Origin of the sequence: Amphritea opalescens, from assembly GCF_003957515.1 — a bacterium.
In the GTDB taxonomy this organism is placed as follows: Bacteria; Pseudomonadota; Gammaproteobacteria; order Pseudomonadales; family Balneatricaceae; genus Amphritea; species Amphritea opalescens.
Genome location: NZ_RQXW01000001.1, coordinates 239618 through 258622, shown reverse-complemented (window position 1 = coordinate 258622; position 19005 = coordinate 239618). Strand labels below are relative to the sequence as shown.

Annotated in this window: 20 protein-coding genes; 9 read left to right on the top strand and 11 right to left on the bottom strand. The window is 48.8% G+C overall.

The genetic code is table 11. The features are described 5' to 3' along the window. Positions 1-102: 102 nt before the first annotated feature. A complete protein-coding gene (locus EH243_RS01130; protein ID WP_126156792.1) occupies positions 103-669 on the top strand; it encodes a DJ-1/PfpI family protein in 567 nt (188 codons plus the stop codon). Between the two features lie 142 nt (positions 670-811). After that, entirely contained in the window at positions 812-1162 is a 351-nt protein-coding gene (locus EH243_RS01125) for a ribbon-helix-helix domain-containing protein (protein WP_126156791.1), read from the top strand. Between the two features lie 874 nt (positions 1163-2036). Here EH243_RS01125 and phaR read toward each other — a convergent pair. The 6 genes from phaR to prmB form a co-directional block, all read right to left on the bottom strand. After that, the gene (gene phaR / locus EH243_RS01120) at positions 2037-2519 is read right to left on the bottom strand and encodes a polyhydroxyalkanoate synthesis repressor PhaR (protein ID WP_126156790.1); all 483 of its coding nucleotides are present in this window, start codon (positions 2517-2519) and stop codon (positions 2037-2039) included. A 70-nt stretch (positions 2520-2589) separates the two neighbouring features. Further along, complete coding sequence (locus EH243_RS01115; RefSeq protein WP_126156789.1) at positions 2590-2850, bottom strand: DUF6489 family protein; 261 nt, start codon at positions 2848-2850, stop codon at positions 2590-2592. A 144-nt stretch (positions 2851-2994) separates the two neighbouring features. Beyond that, on the bottom strand, positions 2995-4152 hold the full coding sequence (locus tag EH243_RS01110; RefSeq protein WP_126156788.1) for an MFS transporter: 1158 nt from the start codon (positions 4150-4152) through the stop codon (positions 2995-2997). Positions 4153-4324: 172 nt separating this feature from the next. Continuing rightward, complete coding sequence (gene speE, locus EH243_RS01105; RefSeq protein ID WP_126156787.1) at positions 4325-5176, bottom strand: polyamine aminopropyltransferase; 852 nt, start codon at positions 5174-5176, stop codon at positions 4325-4327. Between the two features lie 118 nt (positions 5177-5294). Then, positions 5295-6383 carry a chorismate synthase gene (gene aroC / locus EH243_RS01100; protein ID WP_126156786.1) on the bottom strand — a complete coding sequence of 363 codons (1089 nt, stop codon included), beginning with the start codon at positions 6381-6383 and terminating at the stop codon, positions 5295-5297. Between the two features lie 52 nt (positions 6384-6435). Continuing rightward, positions 6436-7353 (bottom strand): 50S ribosomal protein L3 N(5)-glutamine methyltransferase, encoded by a 918-nt coding sequence (gene prmB, locus EH243_RS01095; protein WP_126156785.1) that lies wholly within the window; start codon positions 7351-7353, stop codon positions 6436-6438. 79 nt (positions 7354-7432) lie between these two features. Between prmB and EH243_RS01090 the strand changes: the two genes are divergently transcribed. From EH243_RS01090 to hisC, 3 genes are all read left to right on the top strand, one after another. Next, positions 7433-8050 (top strand): Smr/MutS family protein, encoded by a 618-nt coding sequence (locus EH243_RS01090; protein WP_126156784.1) that lies wholly within the window; start codon positions 7433-7435, stop codon positions 8048-8050. A gap of 145 nt (positions 8051-8195) precedes the next feature. Further along, entirely contained in the window at positions 8196-8735 is a 540-nt protein-coding gene (gene folE / locus EH243_RS01085) for a GTP cyclohydrolase I FolE (protein WP_126156783.1), read from the top strand. 973 nt (positions 8736-9708) lie between these two features. After that, positions 9709-10770, top strand: coding sequence for a histidinol-phosphate transaminase (gene hisC, locus EH243_RS01080; RefSeq protein ID WP_126156782.1), 1062 nt, complete (start codon positions 9709-9711; stop codon positions 10768-10770). 101 nt (positions 10771-10871) lie between these two features. Here hisC and EH243_RS01075 read toward each other — a convergent pair whose 3' ends face one another. From EH243_RS01075 to EH243_RS01060, 4 genes are all read right to left on the bottom strand, one after another. Continuing rightward, positions 10872-11777 (bottom strand): sensor domain-containing diguanylate cyclase, encoded by a 906-nt coding sequence (locus EH243_RS01075; protein ID WP_126156781.1) that lies wholly within the window; start codon positions 11775-11777, stop codon positions 10872-10874. A gap of 167 nt (positions 11778-11944) precedes the next feature. Then, positions 11945-13102, bottom strand: a complete 1158-nt coding sequence (locus EH243_RS01070) for a type III PLP-dependent enzyme (protein ID WP_241234960.1) — start codon at positions 13100-13102, stop codon at positions 11945-11947. 145 nt (positions 13103-13247) lie between these two features. Next, complete coding sequence (locus EH243_RS01065; protein ID WP_126156779.1) at positions 13248-13856, bottom strand: CBS domain-containing protein; 609 nt, start codon at positions 13854-13856, stop codon at positions 13248-13250. An 87-nt stretch (positions 13857-13943) separates the two neighbouring features. Then, a complete protein-coding gene (locus tag EH243_RS01060) occupies positions 13944-14201 on the bottom strand; it encodes a DUF1127 domain-containing protein (RefSeq protein ID WP_126156778.1) in 258 nt (85 codons plus the stop codon). A gap of 165 nt (positions 14202-14366) precedes the next feature. Between EH243_RS01060 and EH243_RS01055 the strand changes: the two genes are divergently transcribed. After that, positions 14367-15803, top strand: a complete 1437-nt coding sequence (locus tag EH243_RS01055; RefSeq protein ID WP_126156777.1) for an aminotransferase-like domain-containing protein — start codon at positions 14367-14369, stop codon at positions 15801-15803. A gap of 170 nt (positions 15804-15973) precedes the next feature. Beyond that, positions 15974-16189, top strand: coding sequence for a hypothetical protein (locus EH243_RS01050; protein ID WP_126156776.1), 216 nt, complete (start codon positions 15974-15976; stop codon positions 16187-16189). 74 nt (positions 16190-16263) lie between these two features. On the opposite strand, the gene rlmF is transcribed toward EH243_RS01050, so the two are convergent. Further along, a complete protein-coding gene (gene rlmF / locus EH243_RS01045; protein ID WP_126156775.1) occupies positions 16264-17232 on the bottom strand; it encodes a 23S rRNA (adenine(1618)-N(6))-methyltransferase RlmF in 969 nt (322 codons plus the stop codon). 204 nt (positions 17233-17436) lie between these two features. Here rlmF and EH243_RS01040 point away from each other — a divergent pair, with 204 nt between their 5' ends. Both EH243_RS01040 and hpaR read left to right on the top strand, forming a co-directional pair. Further along, entirely contained in the window at positions 17437-18300 is an 864-nt protein-coding gene (locus EH243_RS01040; protein WP_126156774.1) for a DMT family transporter, read from the top strand. Positions 18301-18372: 72 nt separating this feature from the next. Continuing rightward, a complete protein-coding gene (hpaR, locus tag EH243_RS01035) occupies positions 18373-18795 on the top strand; it encodes a homoprotocatechuate degradation operon regulator HpaR (RefSeq protein WP_126156773.1) in 423 nt (140 codons plus the stop codon). Positions 18796-19005 lie beyond the last annotated feature (210 nt).

The window sequence follows — 19005 nt, the reverse complement described above, 5'->3', positions numbered from 1 at the left end:
ACAACACCCTGTAGTATTCAGCTATTACCCCTTTGAGCTTTGAGACTGTTAAGTTGATCAGACAACAATAAACAGTAACAAGACTAAGCAATGGAGCTCATGATGACTCATAAAAAAATCCTGATGATTACCGGTGACTTTACTGAAGACTATGAAACCATGGTGCCCTTTCAGACCCTCTTAGCGGTCGGTCACAGCGTGGATGCGGTTTGCCCTGATAAGGTCAGCGGCGATACCGTTGCCACCGCCATACACGATTTCGAAGGCGATCAGACCTATACCGAGAAACGGGGCCATAACTTTGCACTGAATGCGACCTTTGCCGATATCAACCCCGCCGATTACGACGCGCTGGTCATTCCCGGCGGTCGTGCACCGGAATACCTGCGCCTTAACAATGATGTATTAGAGATGGTACGCCACTTTTTCACCACCAACAAACCGGTTGCTGCGGTCTGTCATGGAGCACAACTGCTGGCCGCCGCTGGCGTATTGCAGAATAGACAATGCTCCGCCTATCCCGCCTGCATGCCGGAAATCAACCAATCCGGTGGAATCTTTGCTGAGATCGCCATAGATGCCGCTATTACCGATGGCAACCTCGTGACAGCCCCCGCGTGGCCCGCCCACCCTGCTTGGCTGGCCCAATTTATGGCACTCTTGAAATAAACATCTCTTATTCATCCGCCACAAAAAATAACGCAAACGCAAAACGATGGCCTGCAGTGGCCTTTGTTTTGCGGCATACTGAGTTGATCGCGCAAAAGAGCTACCGATAACACCCATAAAAATAACAGGACAGGAGCCCACTATGTGCAAACTGTTTATCAATGCGAATTCTGATCTATGGAAAAGCAGCACCCGCTCATTACGTATCGATGGCATGGTGACCAGCGTTCGGCTGGAAAACTATTTCTGGAGTACGTTAGAAGCGATTGCTAGCCGAGATCACCTCAACATTCCACAGATGCTCACCCGCCTTTATCATGAATCGATCGACGTCGGCCACGACCTCGGTAATTTCACATCCTTTCTGCGGGTTTGCTGCATGCGCTACCTAGCGCTGCAACTGGCCGGCGAGATCCCCGCCAATACCGATATCGCCATCAGTGCGTTAGATGCCGATGCCATATTATCCAGCGAAATACAGAAACGTCATTGAAGTATTAAATACCCGAAAATTCGTAGGGTGCAGATGAGGAACGAATCGCACCGGTGACCATGACGATCATGCCGTTTGTGCCGATGTTGATGGTGCGGTTCGCAAAGCTCACCACACGCTACACATCCCGCGTAACGAACCACACCGGCGGCGATGACAATAATGCCGTTTGTGCCGGAATTGATGGTGCGATTCGCAAAGCTCATCACACCCTACACATCGCTCGTAGGGTGCAGATGAGGAACGAATCGCACCGGTAGCCATAACGATAATGCCGTTTGTGCCGATATTGATGGTGCGGTTCGCCAAGCTCACCACACCCTACACATCGCGCGTAGGGTGCAGATGAGGAACGAATCGCACCGGTAGCCATGACGACAAAGCCGTTTGTGCCGATACTGATGGTGCGGTTCGCAAAGCTCACCACACCCTACACATCCCGCGTAGGGTGCAGATGAGGAACGAATCGCACCGGTGGCCATGACGATAATGCCGTTTGTGCCGATATTGATGGTGCGGTTCGCCAAGCTCACCACACCCTACCATCGCGCGTAGGGTGCTGATGAGGAACGAATCGCACCAGTGGCCATGACGATAATGCCGTTTGTGCCGATGTTGATGGTGCGGTTCGCGAAGCTCACCACACCCTACCATCGCGCGTAGGGTGCAGATGAGGAACGAATCGCACCGGTGGCCATGACGATAATGCCGCTTCTCCCGATGTTGATGGTGCGGTTCGTTCCTCACCGCACCCTACACTCGGATAAAAGAAAAAACCCGCTCAGATTTTCGGGAATCTAAAGCGGGTTTTTGTTAAACAACCTCTAAAGCTTAGCAATTAATGGCCTTGCTATGCAAAACAGGTCGAAGCTGACTATTTATCCTCTTTGGCATTTTCGGCATCATTGCTCGCCGGTTTATCATTATGCTCTTCCCCTGGCGGGGTAAATATATTCCACATAGCCATATTCTGATCGGCAATTTTATTCATCATATTCAGCGGGTTAGCAGCGCCAATCATATTTTGCATCTGCTCACGAATACGTTCCTGCTGATCGATAAAGGTGGCGATGCTTTGTTCTAGATACTGGCTCATCATGCCCTGCATGCTATCGCCATAAAAACGTATTAATTGCTGCAATACCTGATTAGTTAACAGGGTCCCATGGCCTAACGCTTCCTGTTCGCTAATGATTTGCAACAGGATATTCCGGGTAAGATCAGCCCCAGTTTTAGAATCCTGAACCTGAAAAGCTTCCTGGCTCAGTACCAATTGTTTCACATCCTCTAACGTGATGTAGCAACTACGGGATGTGTCATACAAACGGCGATTGGTGTATTTTCTGAGAATTCTCAAAATAGTGTCTCTCTACCTGTTCCGTTACTCGATTAAACAGCTCTGCCATCACTTAACATGGCAGAGTCGCTTATTTTTTATCTGAATTCTTATGATTGCCGGTGTAGCTGGTCATCATATTCAATAGCATCTTCTGTATTGCATCCATCGAACCTAACCCGCTCGCCATATAAGGCTGAAATAGCGTTAACGGATCATAACCTTCGGCACCCGCCTCCATACGTTCTTGAATTTTACCCATCATCTCATTCTGAAAAGATTCTACATCGGGCAAGCCCAACACCTTGCGAAGCTCTTCGGGTGTCATTTCAACATCTACTTTAAAATTCATCAGAACCTACCTCAGCCAGATCGATTTGCTCATCTGGATAATCAACGTCAGCCAGAATTACACCTGCGTAAAACGGAACAACGGTGATTCAATTACTTAGCTACTATTAAACTAATACTATACCAACTGCAGTGCAAAACAAATTTACCGATTCGTAACCGCAGCATTTTCTGGTCTTATCCATAACAGAGCGCAAATAAAGGCGATAAAAACAGCGACGGCCGCAACACTAAAGGTTGCCGCAGCCCCCAAGCTATCCCACATTAAGCCGCTGCATAATGCGCCTAACGCCCCACCTAAGCCAAAACCTAAGCTACTGAACATCGCCTGCCCTTGCCCATGATTCGAAGGGGAAAAATAATGATGCACTAGCGCAATACCCACGGCATGCAGTGCACCAAAGCTTACCGCATGTAACGTCTGCGCAAACAGCATCAACAGCAGATTTTCCGGCATTAAACCGATCAACAACCAGCGCACGACACTGAGCAGTAAGCTGACGAGCATCAGCGTACGCAAACCCAAGCCACCGATCAGACGCGGTATCAGAATAAAGATCAGCACTTCCGCAACCACACCCACCGACCACAGCATACCGATCTCGGTGCGGCTATAACCCAGCCCTTCTAGCAGTACCGAATAAAAAGTGTAATAAGGCCCGTGACTAAACTGAATCAACATACAGATGAGAAAAAACACCAACACCTGCGGTCGCAGCAATTGCTGTAAAAAGCCACTTTCATCGGCATTGCTCTGCTGTTTTTCCCCCGAGACGAGCAGCGACGCCAGCCAAATCATCACCATCAATCCCAACATCATTAACGGCAACCAACGAATACTCATCAGGTCTAACAGCCAACCAATACCCATCACGGCCACAATAAAGCCCACCGAACCCCATAGGCGGATGCGACTGTACAATGACTCTCGCCCTTTGAGATGCGTCAGGGTCAACACTTCAAACTGTGGTAGCACCGCATTCCAGAAAAAACTAAAACCGGCCATCACCAAGGCGATGCCGAGCGCGCTGTCCTGCCAAAAGATCAAGATAAACATCAGGCAGGTGAAAAACGCCCCGAAACGAACAATACGCAATCGCTGGCCCGTATAATCCGCCAGCCAGCCCCAAATATTGGGCGCCACAATACGGGAGGCCATCAAGATAGCCATCAGTCCACCGATGGTTTGCGCATCAAAATCAAAAGATTGCAGATACAGGCTCCAATAAGGAACCAATGCACCTAGCAGGGAAAAATAAAAAAAGTAGAAACCGGACAGGCGGCTATAAGTATTCAGTTTCATCAGCGACTCAATCTCATGGGCCTCTCGAAATAACCTAAAGGTACGACAGCAAAACCATCGATCGATCGTGTAGCCATCGCAGCCCGTAAAAACAAAAATCCACCGATCGTTACAACCGGTGGATTTTCAGGACTATCACAATATAACAGTCCAACAGTAACCCTTAACGAGATTAGGCGTCGCCTAGCTTCTCAAGGATATACTGTGGCAAGGCAAAACTGCCGGTATGGATTGCCGGATTGTAGTAACGGGTCTTGATACCACTGGCCTTAAAACGTTCCGCAATAGTCTCGACGCTTTGCAGTCGAGTTGCCGCCTCATCACAGCCCCAAGCGAAAGTCATCGCACCACCAATATAGGTGGGTACCGCAGCGGTGTAGAAGGTTTGATCTGTAAAGTATGGGCTCAGACGCTGACGTGTGGTTACCACCTCTTCAGGCTGCATATAGACCACACCGTTCTGTGCAACGAAGATACCGCCGTCATTCAAACAACGCTTACAGCCTTCATAGAAGCGGCTGCTGAACAGCACCTCACCGGGGCCAACAGGATCGGTACAATCGGAGATAATCACATCGTACTTTTCTTCGGTTTGGCAGACATAATCGATACCATCACCGATCACGACGTTAGCCCGTGGATTATCGTAAGCACCCTGTGAATGGTTCGGCAGATACTCAACACACATATCGATGACCGCTTGGTCGATCTCAACCTGAGTCACACTTTCAACCGATTGATGCTTCAACACTTCGCGCAGCATACCACCATCACCACCACCGATGATGAGCACTTTTTTAGCATTGCCATGGGCCATCAGCGGTACATGGGTGAGCATCTCGTGGTAGATAAACTCATCTTTTTCAGTGGTCTGAATAATGCCGTCCAACGCCATTACTGTACCGAATTGCGCATTACGGAAAATAATCAGATGCCAAGAATCGGTTTGCTGTTCAAACAGCACCTCTTGCACATCGAATGCCTGACCATAACCATCATAAAGAGTCTCTTTGTAGACTGTCATCGTGAATCCACCACTAAAAGACGAACATTTCGCCATTGCTAAAAAAATAATTAATCATTAAGCCTGTTCACGGCAGCCATGAGCGCCACCTTGAACAGAAAACCCTATACGCTAAGGCTTAGCCTTTTAACACCGGCGTATCACAGACCACATCGGCATTTTGTGCCCGATGACGCAGCAGGTGATCCATCAGCACAATCGCCATCATGGCCTCAGCAATCGGCGTAGCCCGAATACCGACACAGGGATCATGCCGTCCTTTGGTAACCACCTCGATAGACTCGCCTCGACTGTTAATACTCTGACCCGGTAGACGCAGGCTAGAGGTCGGCTTCAACGCGATATGCGCGGTAATATCCTGACCGGTAGAGATACCACCGAGAATACCGCCGGCATGGTTCGAGAGGAATCCTTGTGGGGTCATCTCATCCCGGTGCTCGGTACCTTTCTGTTCGACACAGGCAAAACCATCACCGATCTCGACCCCTTTAACCGCATTAATGCTCATCAGCGCATGGGCTAGCTCAGCATCGAGGCGGTCAAAGATAGGTTCACCCAACCCGACCGGTACTCCACTCGCGGATACCGATATTTTCGCCCCAACAGAGTTACCCTCTTTACGCAGAGCGTCCATATAAGCTTCCATCTCGGCAACTTTAGTGACATCGGGGCAGAAGAACGGATTTTGCTCGACCTGATCCCAGTCAAACGCGTCGATTTTAATCGGGCCAAGTTGCGACAGGTAACCCCGCACCGTCACGCCTTTTTGCGCTAAAAACTTTTTCGCCACAGCCCCTGCCGCCACGCGCATCGCTGTTTCACGGGCCGATGAACGACCGCCGCCACGATAATCACGAAAGCCATACTTATGGGTATAGACATAATCCGCATGGGCCGGACGAAAGGTCTCTTCAATATTGGAATAATCTTTCGAACGCTGATCGGTATTCTCAATCATCAGTCCGATCGGTGTGCCGGTGGTTTTGCCCTCGAAGACGCCGGAGAGGATTTTCACCTCATCCGCTTCACGACGTTGAGTGGTATGTCGCGAGGTACCCGGTTTACGACGATCGAGATCCCGCTGCAGATCCGCTTCGGTCAGTTCGATCCCCGGAGGACAACCGTCAATGATACAGCCCAGTGCGGGGCCATGGCTTTCGCCGAAAGTAGTGACGGTAAAAAGCTTACCGTAGGTGTTTCCTGACATCGTCTGTTCCCGATATTAAAACAAAAAATTTAGCCGATTATACCCTAGTCGTTCAGACCGCGCTGCAATACTGCCGAACCTCGGCCGCCGTCAGCAGAAAGACACCATTGCCGCCCTGCTCTAACTCTAGCCAAGTAAAAGGAATCTCTGGGTATTGCTGCTGTAGATGCACCTCGCTGTTACCGACTTCGATCACCAACAGGCCATCCTCAGTCAAAAACTGCTGGGCCTGACGCAAAATCTGCTTGGTGATATCTAAACCATCCGGGCCAGAACCCAGCGCCAGATCGGGCTCATGTTGATATTCCTGCGGCATACCCGCGAGATCCGCTCGGTCTACATACGGAGGATTACTCACTATCAGATCATATTTACGCCCGGCCAGGGCACTGAATAGATCGCTTTCGATCGCCGTAACCCGCTCATCCAGTTCATGCCGCTTGATGTTCCGCCGTGCAACGTCCAGCGCATCAGCAGAGATATCCGCCAGATCCACCTCCGCCTCTTCAAAGGCATAAGCACACACAATACCGATGCAGCCGCTGCCGGTACATAGATCCAAAATTCGCTCGACCGGCCCTTCCCGTAACCAGGGGCTAAACTGTTGCTCTATCAACTCTTGAATCGGTGAGCGGGGAATCAGTACCCGTTCATCGACATAAAACGGCATGCCAGCATACCAAGCCTCCCCGATAATATAGGGCAGTGGTCGGCGTTGAATCACCCGCTGCTCCAGAAAATCCAGCACCCGCTGTTTTTCATCACCGGTGAGCCGTGCATCCAACAACTCTGGATTGCTATTCCAGGGCAAATGCAGCGCACCTAAGACGAGTTGCACCGCCTCATCCCACGGATTATCGGTGCCATGACCGAAATAGAGGTCATATTCATAGAAACGGCTCATGCTAAAACGGACAAAATCACGTATTGTATGCAGTTCTTTCAGGGTCTGTGCTTGATTGATGGTCATATCTGGATGGATAATTCGTCGGATTGAGGCCTGCTTTATTACAGGCCGTGTATGTTAATGAATAATGTTTGCGAACGCTATGTCTGATAACGATCTGCCTAATAACAAGCGCCACAATAGCGGTGCTAGCAACGATGATAACGAAATTGATTTTGCCTCGGTGATGCAAGGCGTCTCCCGCATTAAAAGCGACCGGGCAGATCTGCGTGGTCAACCGAAAAAACTCAAGCTGCGCGACGATGAAACCACCCGCTATAAACGCCAGATGGCGGTTCAGGACGATGAACTGATCGTCGACGGACTCAACTCTGAAGTGGTCAATCTGGTGGAAACCAACGATGAGCTGATCTTTGCCGCCCCCGGCGTGCAGCTAAAACTGATGAAACGGCTCAAACAGGGTCATGTCCCTTGGGATGCTGGCTTAGACCTACACGGTTATACCCTAGATGATGCCCGCACCGAACTCGGCAGCTTTATTCGCGAATGCAGTAACCAACAACTACGCTGCGTCATGGTGATCCACGGTAAGTCCAACAGCATCGAGGGCCAGCACGCACGAATGAAATCCTATGTGAATGATTGGCTCAGACAGATGAACCAAGTGATCGCCTTTTCATCGGCACAACCGAAAGATGGTGGTACCGGTGCGCTCTATGTCCTCCTTAAGCGGGCAAATAAAGCCGCTCATCAAGGCTAAATAGTTAGCGATAGACTTTACCTCAGCCTGCTAATCACGTAAGTTAGCACACTTTTTAACGGCCCTGTCATAATGACCTCTCCAGCGATGGTGTGAATGGTGTTTGACAGAGATCAAACAGACCAAAACAGGATTACACACTGTAATGGAAAAAGAATTTGCCAGCATTATCGAGCAACTCGGTGAAGACATCACCCGGGAAGGTTTGGTCGATACTCCTAAACGCGCCGCTAAAGCGATGCAATTTCTCACCCGAGGCTATGAACAAAACCTCGATGAGGTCATCAATGGCGCGCTTTTCCCCACCGAAAATAGCGAAATGGTTATCGTCAAAGATATCGAGCTATATTCGATGTGTGAACACCACATGTTGCCCTTTATCGGCAAATGTCATGTCGGCTATGTGCCTAAAGGTCAGGTGATCGGCCTCTCTAAAATTGCTCGTATCGTCGATATGTTCGCACGCCGCCTGCAAATTCAGGAAAACATGACCAAGCAGATTGCTGATGCCATTATGGAAGCGACCGGTGCCGACGGTGTTGGCGTGGTGATTGAAGCGCGGCATATGTGCATGATGATGCGTGGTGTGGAAAAACAGAACAGCAGCATGAAAACCTCCATGATGCTCGGGTCATTCCGTAAGAGTCAGCCGACTCGTAGCGAATTCCTTACGCTGATTAACTAAGCTCGCTTAACGAAGTTAATCGCTGAAAAGAGTGCCTGAATGCTAACCGGCCGACGTTTACCGTTGGCCTGTTAATACTTGGGCATTTATATCACGCCTCGTACGCCCCCTCATCACTCAAAACCATGACTGCGTTATGCCTGTCTTGCTCATCGGTTGATCTGGCTAACAGATAACCCATCATTCTATCCATCTGCTCGCCTATCTACTCCTAGTCAGCCTATCGGCATATTCGTATCCAGCGCAACGACTCCCGAACGCCATGGTTAATAGATCTAAAAAACATACTTGCGGTACTCTGTATTGATACCTATACGCTAAAAGTGATATCGTCTCCCGACAGCGACATTAACGCATAGAACCGATGCCCTTACCCCGACATTAGCGTTAGCTTGAGACCATCAGAAACCATAATTACAAAAAAAATATATATAAATCAATATGTTGCAGTTATTTTAAATAAATTTATCTTTTTTATGAACTTTACCTCAACAAGCGTCTCTAAATTAATACATCAACGTAATAAGCTACATCTGAACTGCCCGGCGGAACCCCTTCCCACCGGGCAGTTTTTTTATGTTCTCTACTTAATGTTCTCTAACAGCCCATCAACCACATAGTTTCATCACGAGTTCCCGTTTAGCTCCGCCACTCAGTAAAAAATATCCAATTAAAAAACGATTTCACTGAACTTTATCTGAATAAGCCCCTCTATATACTTACATCAACGTTATATGCAAAATCTGAACTGCCCGGCGGAAACCCCTTCCCACCGGGCAGTTTTTTTATGTCTCGACTTTATATATCCAGTATTACTCATCGATAAAATCATTCAGTGATCGTAAAACGGTATAGCGACAACGATCCCCTATTTGGTATGCTAGGCCCAATAGCGCGGCGTCGCATTCGCCGGAATCATCCGGGCCCGCCGCTCACTTCCCGCAAACGCCTATATAGCGACAGATCCTTCATCATGAGTAAATATTGGAGCCCGGCTATCAGCCAACTGACACCCTATGTTCCGGGTGAGCAGCCAAAAGTTGATAACCTCATCAAACTGAATACCAATGAGAATCCTTATCCCCCTTCACCGAAGGTAGCCGAGGCGATCAACCACTACCCTAAAGAGCGTTTACGTCTTTATTGTGATCCTGATGCGACTGCACTCAAACAGTCACTGGCAACCCATTTTGAGCTGCCCTATAACAATATTTTTGTCGGCAACGGTTCAGATGAAGTCCTCGCCTTAGCCTTTATGGCTTTCTTCCGTCAGGACAAGCCTCTGCTATTGCCGGAAACCACCTACAGTTTCTATGATGTTTATTGTCACCTGTATGATATTGACTACCGCCAGATTCCACTGAGCGACGACTTTAAAATCGATCTGTCTCTCTATGATCAGCCGAATGGCGGTATTATCTTTGCTAATCCGAACGCCCCTACCGGTCGATTGACCCCACTGGCGGCGATCGAAGCGTTACTGCAAAAGAATACTGAATCACTGGTTATTATCGACGAAGCCTATATCGACTTCGGTGGAGAATCAGCGGTCGAACTCAGCCGTCGATACGATAATGTACTGATTATCCAGACGTTCTCTAAATCACGCAGTCTCGCGGGGCTGAGAATTGGCTTTGCACTGGGGCATGAAGATCTCATTGCGGGTCTTGAGCGTGTGAAGAACTCATTCAACTCATATCCATTAGACAGTATCGCCATTACCGGCGCAGTGGCAGCACTCGAAGATGTTGAATACTTTAACGAAACCACGCAGAAAATTATCGATTGCCGTGAGTGGACCAGTGAAGCATTAACGCAACTAGGTTTTGACGTTATTCCGTCGAAAACTAACTTTGTCTTCACGCGTCACGCCTCACTTAGTGGTGCCGACTTGATGCAATACTTACGCAGCAATAACCTGCTCGTCAGACACTTTAGCAAACCGGGTATCGAAAACTACCTACGTATTACGATCGGCACCCAGCAAGAGATGACTACGCTGATCGACACGCTGAAGCAGCACCCGAGCCTCTAATGGCGCAAGACGGTTGCAGCTCTATGCGACTGTCTTAGCAGATAGAACGACAAAGGGCAGCCTTTACCGGCTGCCCTTTGTTCGCTTAAATAAATAGGCGGCTATTCACTACCACAAATCTTATTACCGCCTTGCTGTTTGGCTAACTGCAAACAGTCTTCTGCCCGCGCAAACATGGCATCGGCGCTATCGTCCTCACCCGCTAGGGTCGCCACACCGATACTTACCGTAAAACGTACATCACGACCCGCATGCTGGGCGGAAAGGTCTGTCACGCGATTACGCACCCTCTCTGCCGTCAATATCCCCTGCTCCGCATTAGTTTCGGGTAACAGCAGCGCAAAGCCATCTTTGCCAACCCGCGCCAGAAAATCCGCGGTACGCTTTAGGCTATTGAGTGATTCGGCTAACCGCTTCAACAGTTCATCGCCGACATCCCAGCCCAGATCATCATTAATCACATGGAGATCATCAATATTGATCAACATCAGGCTACAGGTCCAATCATACCGCACCGCCTGAGCTATCGATTGCGCTAACACCGGCATCAATGCTCGACGATTATACATCCCAGTTAACAGATCCCGCTGCACCTGAGAGGTTTCCCGCTGTACCGCCTTACGCCGACTAATATCTTCGATGCGACAGACAACGCTCGGTTCATCGCCCGCAGAAGGAGCCATCCGCACCTCCACCCAACAGCTTTCAGTCATGCCCTGCTGTTGTAAATACTCGATCTCTTGCGGATCGAACAGCATCTCTTTCACCACCAGTTGATTCAGGCTTAATGACTGTTCAACCATCCCCGTCAATAAACCCGCCAATGAATCAGGAAAGATATCACGCAAATTTTTACCGATCAGCGCCTCATTCCCTCCCCAAGGTAGGGCGGATTCCGCGTGTGAGGAAAAGATAATGGTTCCCTGCTGACTCAGGATCAGCACATCTTCAGACAACACATTGAGTAATGCATCGATGCGGGTTTGAAGAATTTGATGTCTATTCATGGTCGCTCCACTGACAACACCTATAATAGTTTACTTATAGCATAGCCGACGCCGTGATCAGAAGGACAGAGACTCATTATTAGCATATGAATCAATGGTTAATAACAAAAAACCCGCCGAAGCGGGTTTTTAGGAATATCAGGTGGACAATGCCATCGCCCCCTGTATCAGATGCAATAACATTTCAACGGCGGAAAGCCATTAAACTCAATAGAGCTGTAACTGGTGGTATAGGCACCGGTTGAGAACCAGTAGATACGATCACCAATCTCTAACGACAACGGCAGTTCATATTTAAAGTTTTCGTACATAATATCCATGCTGTCACAGGTTGGCCCAGCCAGCACCACCGGTTCAGCAGGGCCATCACGCTCGGTCTCTAGCGGAAACTTAATCGCCTCACCGAGTGTTTCAATCAAGCCATTAAACAAGCCCACATCGGTATACACCCAACGGTTCAGCGCCGTATGGGATTTACGTGAAATCAGCACCACTTCACTCACCAACAAACCACTATCGCCGACCAAAGAGCGGCCCGGCTCAAGAATGATTTGCGGCGGGTTATCACCAAAATCTTCGGTCAGATAACGGGTTATCTCTTCACAGTAAACAGAAAAATCGTTCGCCTTGGTCAGGTATTGCGCGGGAAAACCACCGCCCATATTGATCAAACGAAGCTGAATCGCATACTCACTGCGTAACCGCTCAAAGATCACCTTAACCTTAGCAATCGCCGCATCCCACACATCGATCAGACGTTGCTGAGAGCCTACATGGAATGAGATACCGTAGGGTTCAAGCTTGAGTTTTTTTGCCAACACCGCCAAATCGATCGCCATATCAGGATTGCAGCCAAACTTACGTGACAACGGCCAATCTGCGCCCTCGGCCCCCTCGGTTTGAATACGGATATACACCCGCGAACCGGGTGCATATTCGGCAATATTTTTGAGATCTTCTTCGGAGTCCGTGGCGAACAGGCGCACGCCTTTTTCGTAAAAATAGCGGATATCAGCACGTTTTTTAATCGTATTGCCATAGCTAATACGATCAGGGCTAACGTTGTGTGACAACACCTGATCCAGCTCGTAGATCGAGGCAATATCAAAACTGGACCCTAATCCGGCCAGTAATTCCACAATCTGTGGATGCGGGTTGGCTTTAACCGCATAGTAGATAGAGGCAAAATCAAATCCATTTTTCAGTTCTTGATATTTTTCTGCAATCGTCTGCAAATCAATTAACTGAAAGGGTGTCTGATGCTGATCGGCCACTTTTTTCAAGCGAGCCCATTTTTCAGCAGAGATATGATCCGGCAATTTCATCACTATTTTTACCTATACTCCTGCCGGGTTAACCGGCGGATCAGCGGAGTTTTTTTAACTCCATTAGAAAACGCGGAGTATAGTTAAAACGCCCCCCCTGTAAAGTTAATTTTAAACGCAGGCGATATTATTTTTGTGCTTATAACTAAATGACGAGGTCCCTGCCCTCAGTAATGATTTTTTCGATCTGAGCAAAGGATTTTGCCTCATACATGATATCAAACCCGACTCGCAGCTTACGGGAGACATCGCTAGCCGAGATAATCCCGCGAATACGCTTAATCCCTATCTCGGTTTCGTCCACCACCAGCAGATGCTGATCTCCCGAGTTTTTCAGCGTCAGCATAATATCGCCAATCCGTGAATGGGTAATCTGATCAAAGGTGATCGAGCGCAGATGCTGTTTGTGCAACATAATGTGCCCAACGGCCACCTCATCACGGGTAACACCATGATTCTGCATATGCACAATCACCTTGTGCCCCGCGATATCATGGGAGCTGATCACCCCGACAAACTTGCCCGCTAGGGTAATCACAAACAACAAACGCACATGCTGACTTTTCATCCGCTCGAGTGCATCATCCACCGACACACCTTCGGTCACCGTGACCGGCACGACCTCACTGAAATCGGTCATCACTTCAATCGCGGGATTATTCACGCTAAACGGTTGTTGTTTCTGGCCTGGCGTTAGCAGATGTTCAACATCACAATTATCCTGCAAACGTAAAGGGTAGAATTCCTGAGACACAGGCACCTCCTAATTTTTATTTTTATAATACCTCTACAGCATAGTTCTGTTTTTGACTAAACCGCCAGTGCCTTTATCACTTAAGTGTCAGATAGTGAGACAGACCGTCAAGCCAAGACCGGCGACCAACACACATGAAGACAGACTATACGCCATGAAAAGCGGCGACGAGGTCTCATCCTCTTTCAAGGTGCGATGATCCCAAAATGGCCGTTTCGCTTCGCGTAGCGCCTCTGAGCGGGTCAACCCGATATCCTTCAATAGATGTGCATCAAGACCTTTGAGCAACCGCCGACTGGCATAAGCTTGTCGATAACACTTTAACTGCGTCAATACCTTAAACATTGTGAATCCCTCCTCTGATAAGAGCTTCAGTTTAAGATGCAATCTGATACCATTACAGATTCACAATATTTTTTATCAACCCAGTACAGTTATTCAAAGTCTCTATCTGTACTGCCACTTATGCAAAAAACTGTGCGGTATGCGTGACTGTACTGGGAACTCTCTATGAAACTGTATGAACAGGTAGCATCAACCGTTAAAGATCGCATCGATCTGGGCTATTACCACGAAGGCGACAAACTCCCCTCCGTACGAGGATTGAGTCAGGAGCACGGCGTTAGTATCTCCACGGTGCAGGAAGCCTATGGTTTGTTGATGGATGATGGCGTGATTGAATCCCGGCCAAAATCGGGTTACTACGTTCTTAAACATCAAGAGATCCCAGAGCTACCGGCCACCAGCAGCCCAGTCCCAGAACCCTTAGTGGTTGCCCAGTGGCAAAAACTGAAACACATCATTGAGGAATATCACAATCAGGTGAGCACCAAGCTCAGTTTAGCGCTGCCCGATACCGAAACGGCGACGCTGAAACCGCTCATTAGGCTGATTACCGAACTCAGTCGTACCGAAACCAGTAGGATTCTTAATTATGAATCTGCAGTAGGCTCGGCTGAACTCTGTCACCAGATCGCTCGCCTCGCGGTCGATTCGGGCTGCCGTCTCCATCCGGATGAGATTATTATTACTATCGGCTGTCAGGAAGCACTTTCCTGTAGCCTGCGTGCCGTGACAGAGCCTGGCGATATCGTTGTGGTCGACTCCCCCAGCTTTTTTGGTTCGGTACAAGCCATCAAAATCAATGGTGTCAAAGCGCTGGAGATACCCACTCACCCGGAAACCGGCATCTCCCTCGAAGCCTTAGAGATGGCCTTTGAACAGTGGCCTATTCGCGCCGTCTTACTAACCCCAACCAACAATAATCCGCTCGGTTATTCGATGCCGGATAAGCATAAAATTCGGCTTTTAGCCCTATTGAAGCGCTATGATATTCCCCTGATTGAAGATGATATCTATGGAGATCTCAACTATACCCTGCCGCGCCCTCGCACCATTAAATCCTTTGATACCGAAGGTCGCGTCATACTCTGCTCATCCTTTTCGAAATCCGTTGCGCCGGGATTACGTATCGGTTGGGTGGCGCCAGGTCGCTATCGGGAGCACATCATGATGGTGAAATACCTCTCCAGCCTGTCCACTCCGCCCCTCACACAGATGGCACTGGCGGAATTTATCGCCCAAGGTTATTACGAAAAACATCTGCGTAAAATGCGTATCAACTATCAACGCGACCGAGATGCCGTCATCGGCTGGTTAAAACGGGATATGCCGGAAGGCACAAGAATCAGTTACCCCCAAGGGGGCTATCTATTGTGGGTCGAACTGCCCAATGAGATCGATACCAATGAGCTCGACCGACGGGCCCGGCTAGAGAGTATCAGCATCGCCCCCGGCACGCTGTTTTCTGCGTCAGGCAAATATAAAAACTTTATGCGCATCAGTTGTGTGAATAGTGCAAACCCCGCTATCGAGAAAGCGATCACCACGCTAGGAAGGCTTTGCAAAGAGATGCAAGCACAGATACCGCTAGCCGAACCCGTCTAAGGGATTCGTCTCAGTAGGTTACTAATGCTAAATATGCACGTGAAAACATCTCATGATATTTCCTCCACAGTCAGCATTTTTTGACTACACTCATGTATATGTCAGGAGGCAGCCCGCCCCATTAGGAGCGGACTGTCGTGTGTATCATGACAATCCAAGGGGGATTGAATGTGGAAGGATATAACCTGGAGTCACGCGTAAAAAGTCTCGAGGTGCTCACCTCACTGCTGCTCGCCATCACCAGCAATATACATCAAGGGTCACCAGCACCTTTTGAAACACTCAAGCGTCTGCTTAATGCTCATCCAGATATTATGACCGAGGATCTACTTAACTATATGGAAGAACTCGAACACACAGCAAAACTACTGCAACAAAGGCATTAGCGACTGCCTAGATACGCTTATCGCTACACCCTATTCACACAACACATTAAGCAATAAAAAGCTGAGGCGGTAGATTATTTATCGCCCCAGTATGTTTCGCGCCACTCCAACTGTGCCTCAGCTGACAGAAAGGTCCACAACAGTAAGCGGCTTTGTTTCTGCCCCTGAGACATCTCAAGCACCTGCACCCGCTTAGCGCCAGCATTTTTCAACGCCGCTTTAAGCTGGGGAATGTTGTCCTGTTTAGACACCAAGCAACTGAACAGATAAAACTGTTCGGCTACCGTACGGCTTTCGCTGATGATCCGCTTGATAAAGCCCAACTCTCCGCCAGCACACCAAAGCTCATTACGCTGTCCACCAAAATTGAGGTTAGCCTTCTCAGCCTCTTGTCCTAGATGGCGCTGTTTGCGCTTATTAGCCGCTTCGCTCTCTTGCGCCGAGCCATGAAAAGGCGGATTGCACAGGGTAAAATCAAACCGATCTGACGGTTTTATCACCCCTTTAAAAATACGTTTGGCATCCGTCTGTAAACGACACTTTATCTGCCCTTTTAAAGCAGGGTTCGCTTCGGCGATAAGGTTGGCCGTATTCACCGATACCGGATCGATATCTGTACCGACAAACTGCCAGCCATAAGTCCGATTACCGATTAAGGGATAGATACAGTTGGCACCGACGCCGATATCCAGTCCCTGAATCATTCGCCCTTCAGGCACGACGCCGCCATGATCAACCGCTAACGCATCGGCTAGATAATGAATATAATCTGCCCTCCCCGGGATTGGCGGGCAGAGATAACCGGCAGGAATATCCCAAAACTGAATACCGTAGCGCTGCATCAACAACGCTTTATTCAACACTTTGACCGCCGCCGGATCATGGAAATCGATCGTCTGGCCACCGGAGTGACTCGGGATCACAAAAGGTTTTAGTTCAGCACAGAGCAGGCAGAGTTTATCAAAATCGTAACGCCCCTGATGAGGATTGCGGGGATGAAGCCGACTGACATCTTGCCCACGACGCTGTTGTTGTTTAGCCATAATCTGAAAGTACCCTTAGCCCTGCATTGAAAGCAGAGCATTGTATCCTAACTGAAGCCAAAAGAGGCCTGTCATCGCTACTCAATGCAGTTTGTCGATAATACGGATACAATGCGCCGAATATTGCCGCACCGATGGCAAAAAAGATGGCGCTGGCCTAATAACGATAAAAACTGACCACCTCGATAAGAGATTGAATGGACCATGAATACTGATTACTTAAAAGGATTTATCTTCACCTCCCTCGGTGTATTGATTCTCAGCTTCGATGCATTACTGATCCGCCTCATAGACGTTGAATCCTTCACGCTACTGTTTTGGCGAGGCTTATTGATGAGCCTGATGGTGGCACTCTGGTGTCGTTACAAATATCCTGGTAAACCCCTTTTTTATCGCGACTGGGCCAGCATCCGCTCTTCACTGTTCTTCTGTGCGAGTACGATTCTGTTTGTCTCAGCGATTCACCATACCTCGGTCGCCAATGTATTGGTGATCATCAGTGCTCAACCCCTGTTTGCTGCAATTATCGCCCGAATATTTATTGGCGAACGCTCAGCGCCCATTACCTGGATCGCGATTGCTATCTCAATGCTGGGTATCGGCTGGGTCATGAAGGACTCATGGTCTAGCCCTAATCTTAAAGGCGACCTCATGGCCTTCGTGTGCGGCACAATGCTGGCGTCCAAATTTGTCAATGATCGTTCAGTGAAGCATCGCGATATGACACCCGCACTGATCTCTGCCGGTCTACTTACCAGCGTGATCAGCCTATGCTTTGCCCCACCGCTAACAATGTCAGGTGCCGATTGGGGCTGGATGTTACTACTCTGTATCATTATCATTCCCATTGCATTTGTGCTCATTACCCTAGGACCAACCCGTATCTCCGCCGCGGAAGTCGGCATGTTGATGCTACTCGAGACCGCTTGTGGCCCCCTGCTGGTCTGGCTATTCCTTGATGAAGCGCCGAGCTTAGCCGCCCTGCAAGGCGGAGGATTGGTGATCTCCACATTGCTCATCCATGGATATATTCAGTGGCGGCGCTCTATCGCTAAACAAAGAATGTAATAAAAAGTTTGCATCGTTCGCCGCGAATAGTAAGAATGAATAAATTAGTTTAGATATTAAGAATATATATATATGCGTAAATTTGAAGACTCCTTGCCACTACAGTTGCTTAAAGCCCGCGAAACGAGCATGGCCCTGTTTAGGCCCATGCTGCAAGAAAACAATGTGACCGAGCAGCAATGGCGGGTATTAAGGGCGCTAAAGGCGTTCGGCGAACTGGAATCAAAGCAACTGGCTGAACACTGCTGCATTCTTAGCCCGAGTCTTACAGGGATCATTAAGCGCCTGGAACTGCAGGGTTATATCAAGCGTAAGAAATCAGATGAAGATCAACGTCGCACCCTGCTAAGCCTAACCGATCAAGCGCTCAGTCTGTTTGAGCGGCTCAGCCCCGACGTCGAGGCGCAGTATCAAGCGTTTACCGAGCTGTATGGTGAAGAGAAACTGAAACAACTGACCAAGCTACTCAAAGAGTTAACCGATCTTAAGGTATAAACACTACGCTATTTAACGCCAGCATAACCCGTGGCTTTAATGCGAATAACACCCGAGGCGTGGGTTAAACGATCAGTCGCATCAACCTCGCCTCCACCAACCTTCGTCTTAAGCTAAACATAACTCGCTCCATCATCAGTACGCCATAACAAGCGGGTATTAGCCTAGCCGCTCGTCTTCCGGCCGGCTCCCCATATCTCCCCTATCAGC

Coding starts and splice junctions, on each gene's coding strand:
- EH243_RS01130 (WP_126156792.1), top strand. CDS start 103: ATGACTCATAAAAAAATCCTGATGATTACCGGTGACTTTACTGAAGAC.
- EH243_RS01125 (WP_126156791.1), top strand. CDS start 812: ATGTGCAAACTGTTTATCAATGCGAATTCTGATCTATGGAAAAGCAGC.
- EH243_RS01115 (WP_126156789.1), bottom strand. CDS start 2,850: ATGAATTTTAAAGTAGATGTTGAAATGACACCCGAAGAGCTTCGCAAG.
- EH243_RS01110 (WP_126156788.1), bottom strand. CDS start 4,152: ATGAAACTGAATACTTATAGCCGCCTGTCCGGTTTCTACTTTTTTTAT.
- speE (WP_126156787.1), bottom strand. CDS start 5,176: ATGACAGTCTACAAAGAGACTCTTTATGATGGTTATGGTCAGGCATTC.
- aroC (WP_126156786.1), bottom strand. CDS start 6,383: ATGTCAGGAAACACCTACGGTAAGCTTTTTACCGTCACTACTTTCGGC.
- prmB (WP_126156785.1), bottom strand. CDS start 7,353: ATGACCATCAATCAAGCACAGACCCTGAAAGAACTGCATACAATACGT.
- EH243_RS01090 (WP_126156784.1), top strand. CDS start 7,433: ATGTCTGATAACGATCTGCCTAATAACAAGCGCCACAATAGCGGTGCT.
- folE (WP_126156783.1), top strand. CDS start 8,196: ATGGAAAAAGAATTTGCCAGCATTATCGAGCAACTCGGTGAAGACATC.
- hisC (WP_126156782.1), top strand. CDS start 9,709: ATGAGTAAATATTGGAGCCCGGCTATCAGCCAACTGACACCCTATGTT.
- EH243_RS01075 (WP_126156781.1), bottom strand. CDS start 11,777: ATGAATAGACATCAAATTCTTCAAACCCGCATCGATGCATTACTCAAT.
- EH243_RS01070 (WP_241234960.1), bottom strand. CDS start 13,102: ATGAAATTGCCGGATCATATCTCTGCTGAAAAATGGGCTCGCTTGAAA.
- EH243_RS01060 (WP_126156778.1), bottom strand. CDS start 14,201: ATGTTTAAGGTATTGACGCAGTTAAAGTGTTATCGACAAGCTTATGCC.
- EH243_RS01055 (WP_126156777.1), top strand. CDS start 14,367: ATGAAACTGTATGAACAGGTAGCATCAACCGTTAAAGATCGCATCGAT.
- rlmF (WP_126156775.1), bottom strand. CDS start 17,232: ATGGCTAAACAACAACAGCGTCGTGGGCAAGATGTCAGTCGGCTTCAT.
- EH243_RS01040 (WP_126156774.1), top strand. CDS start 17,437: ATGAATACTGATTACTTAAAAGGATTTATCTTCACCTCCCTCGGTGTA.
- hpaR (WP_126156773.1), top strand. CDS start 18,373: ATGCGTAAATTTGAAGACTCCTTGCCACTACAGTTGCTTAAAGCCCGC.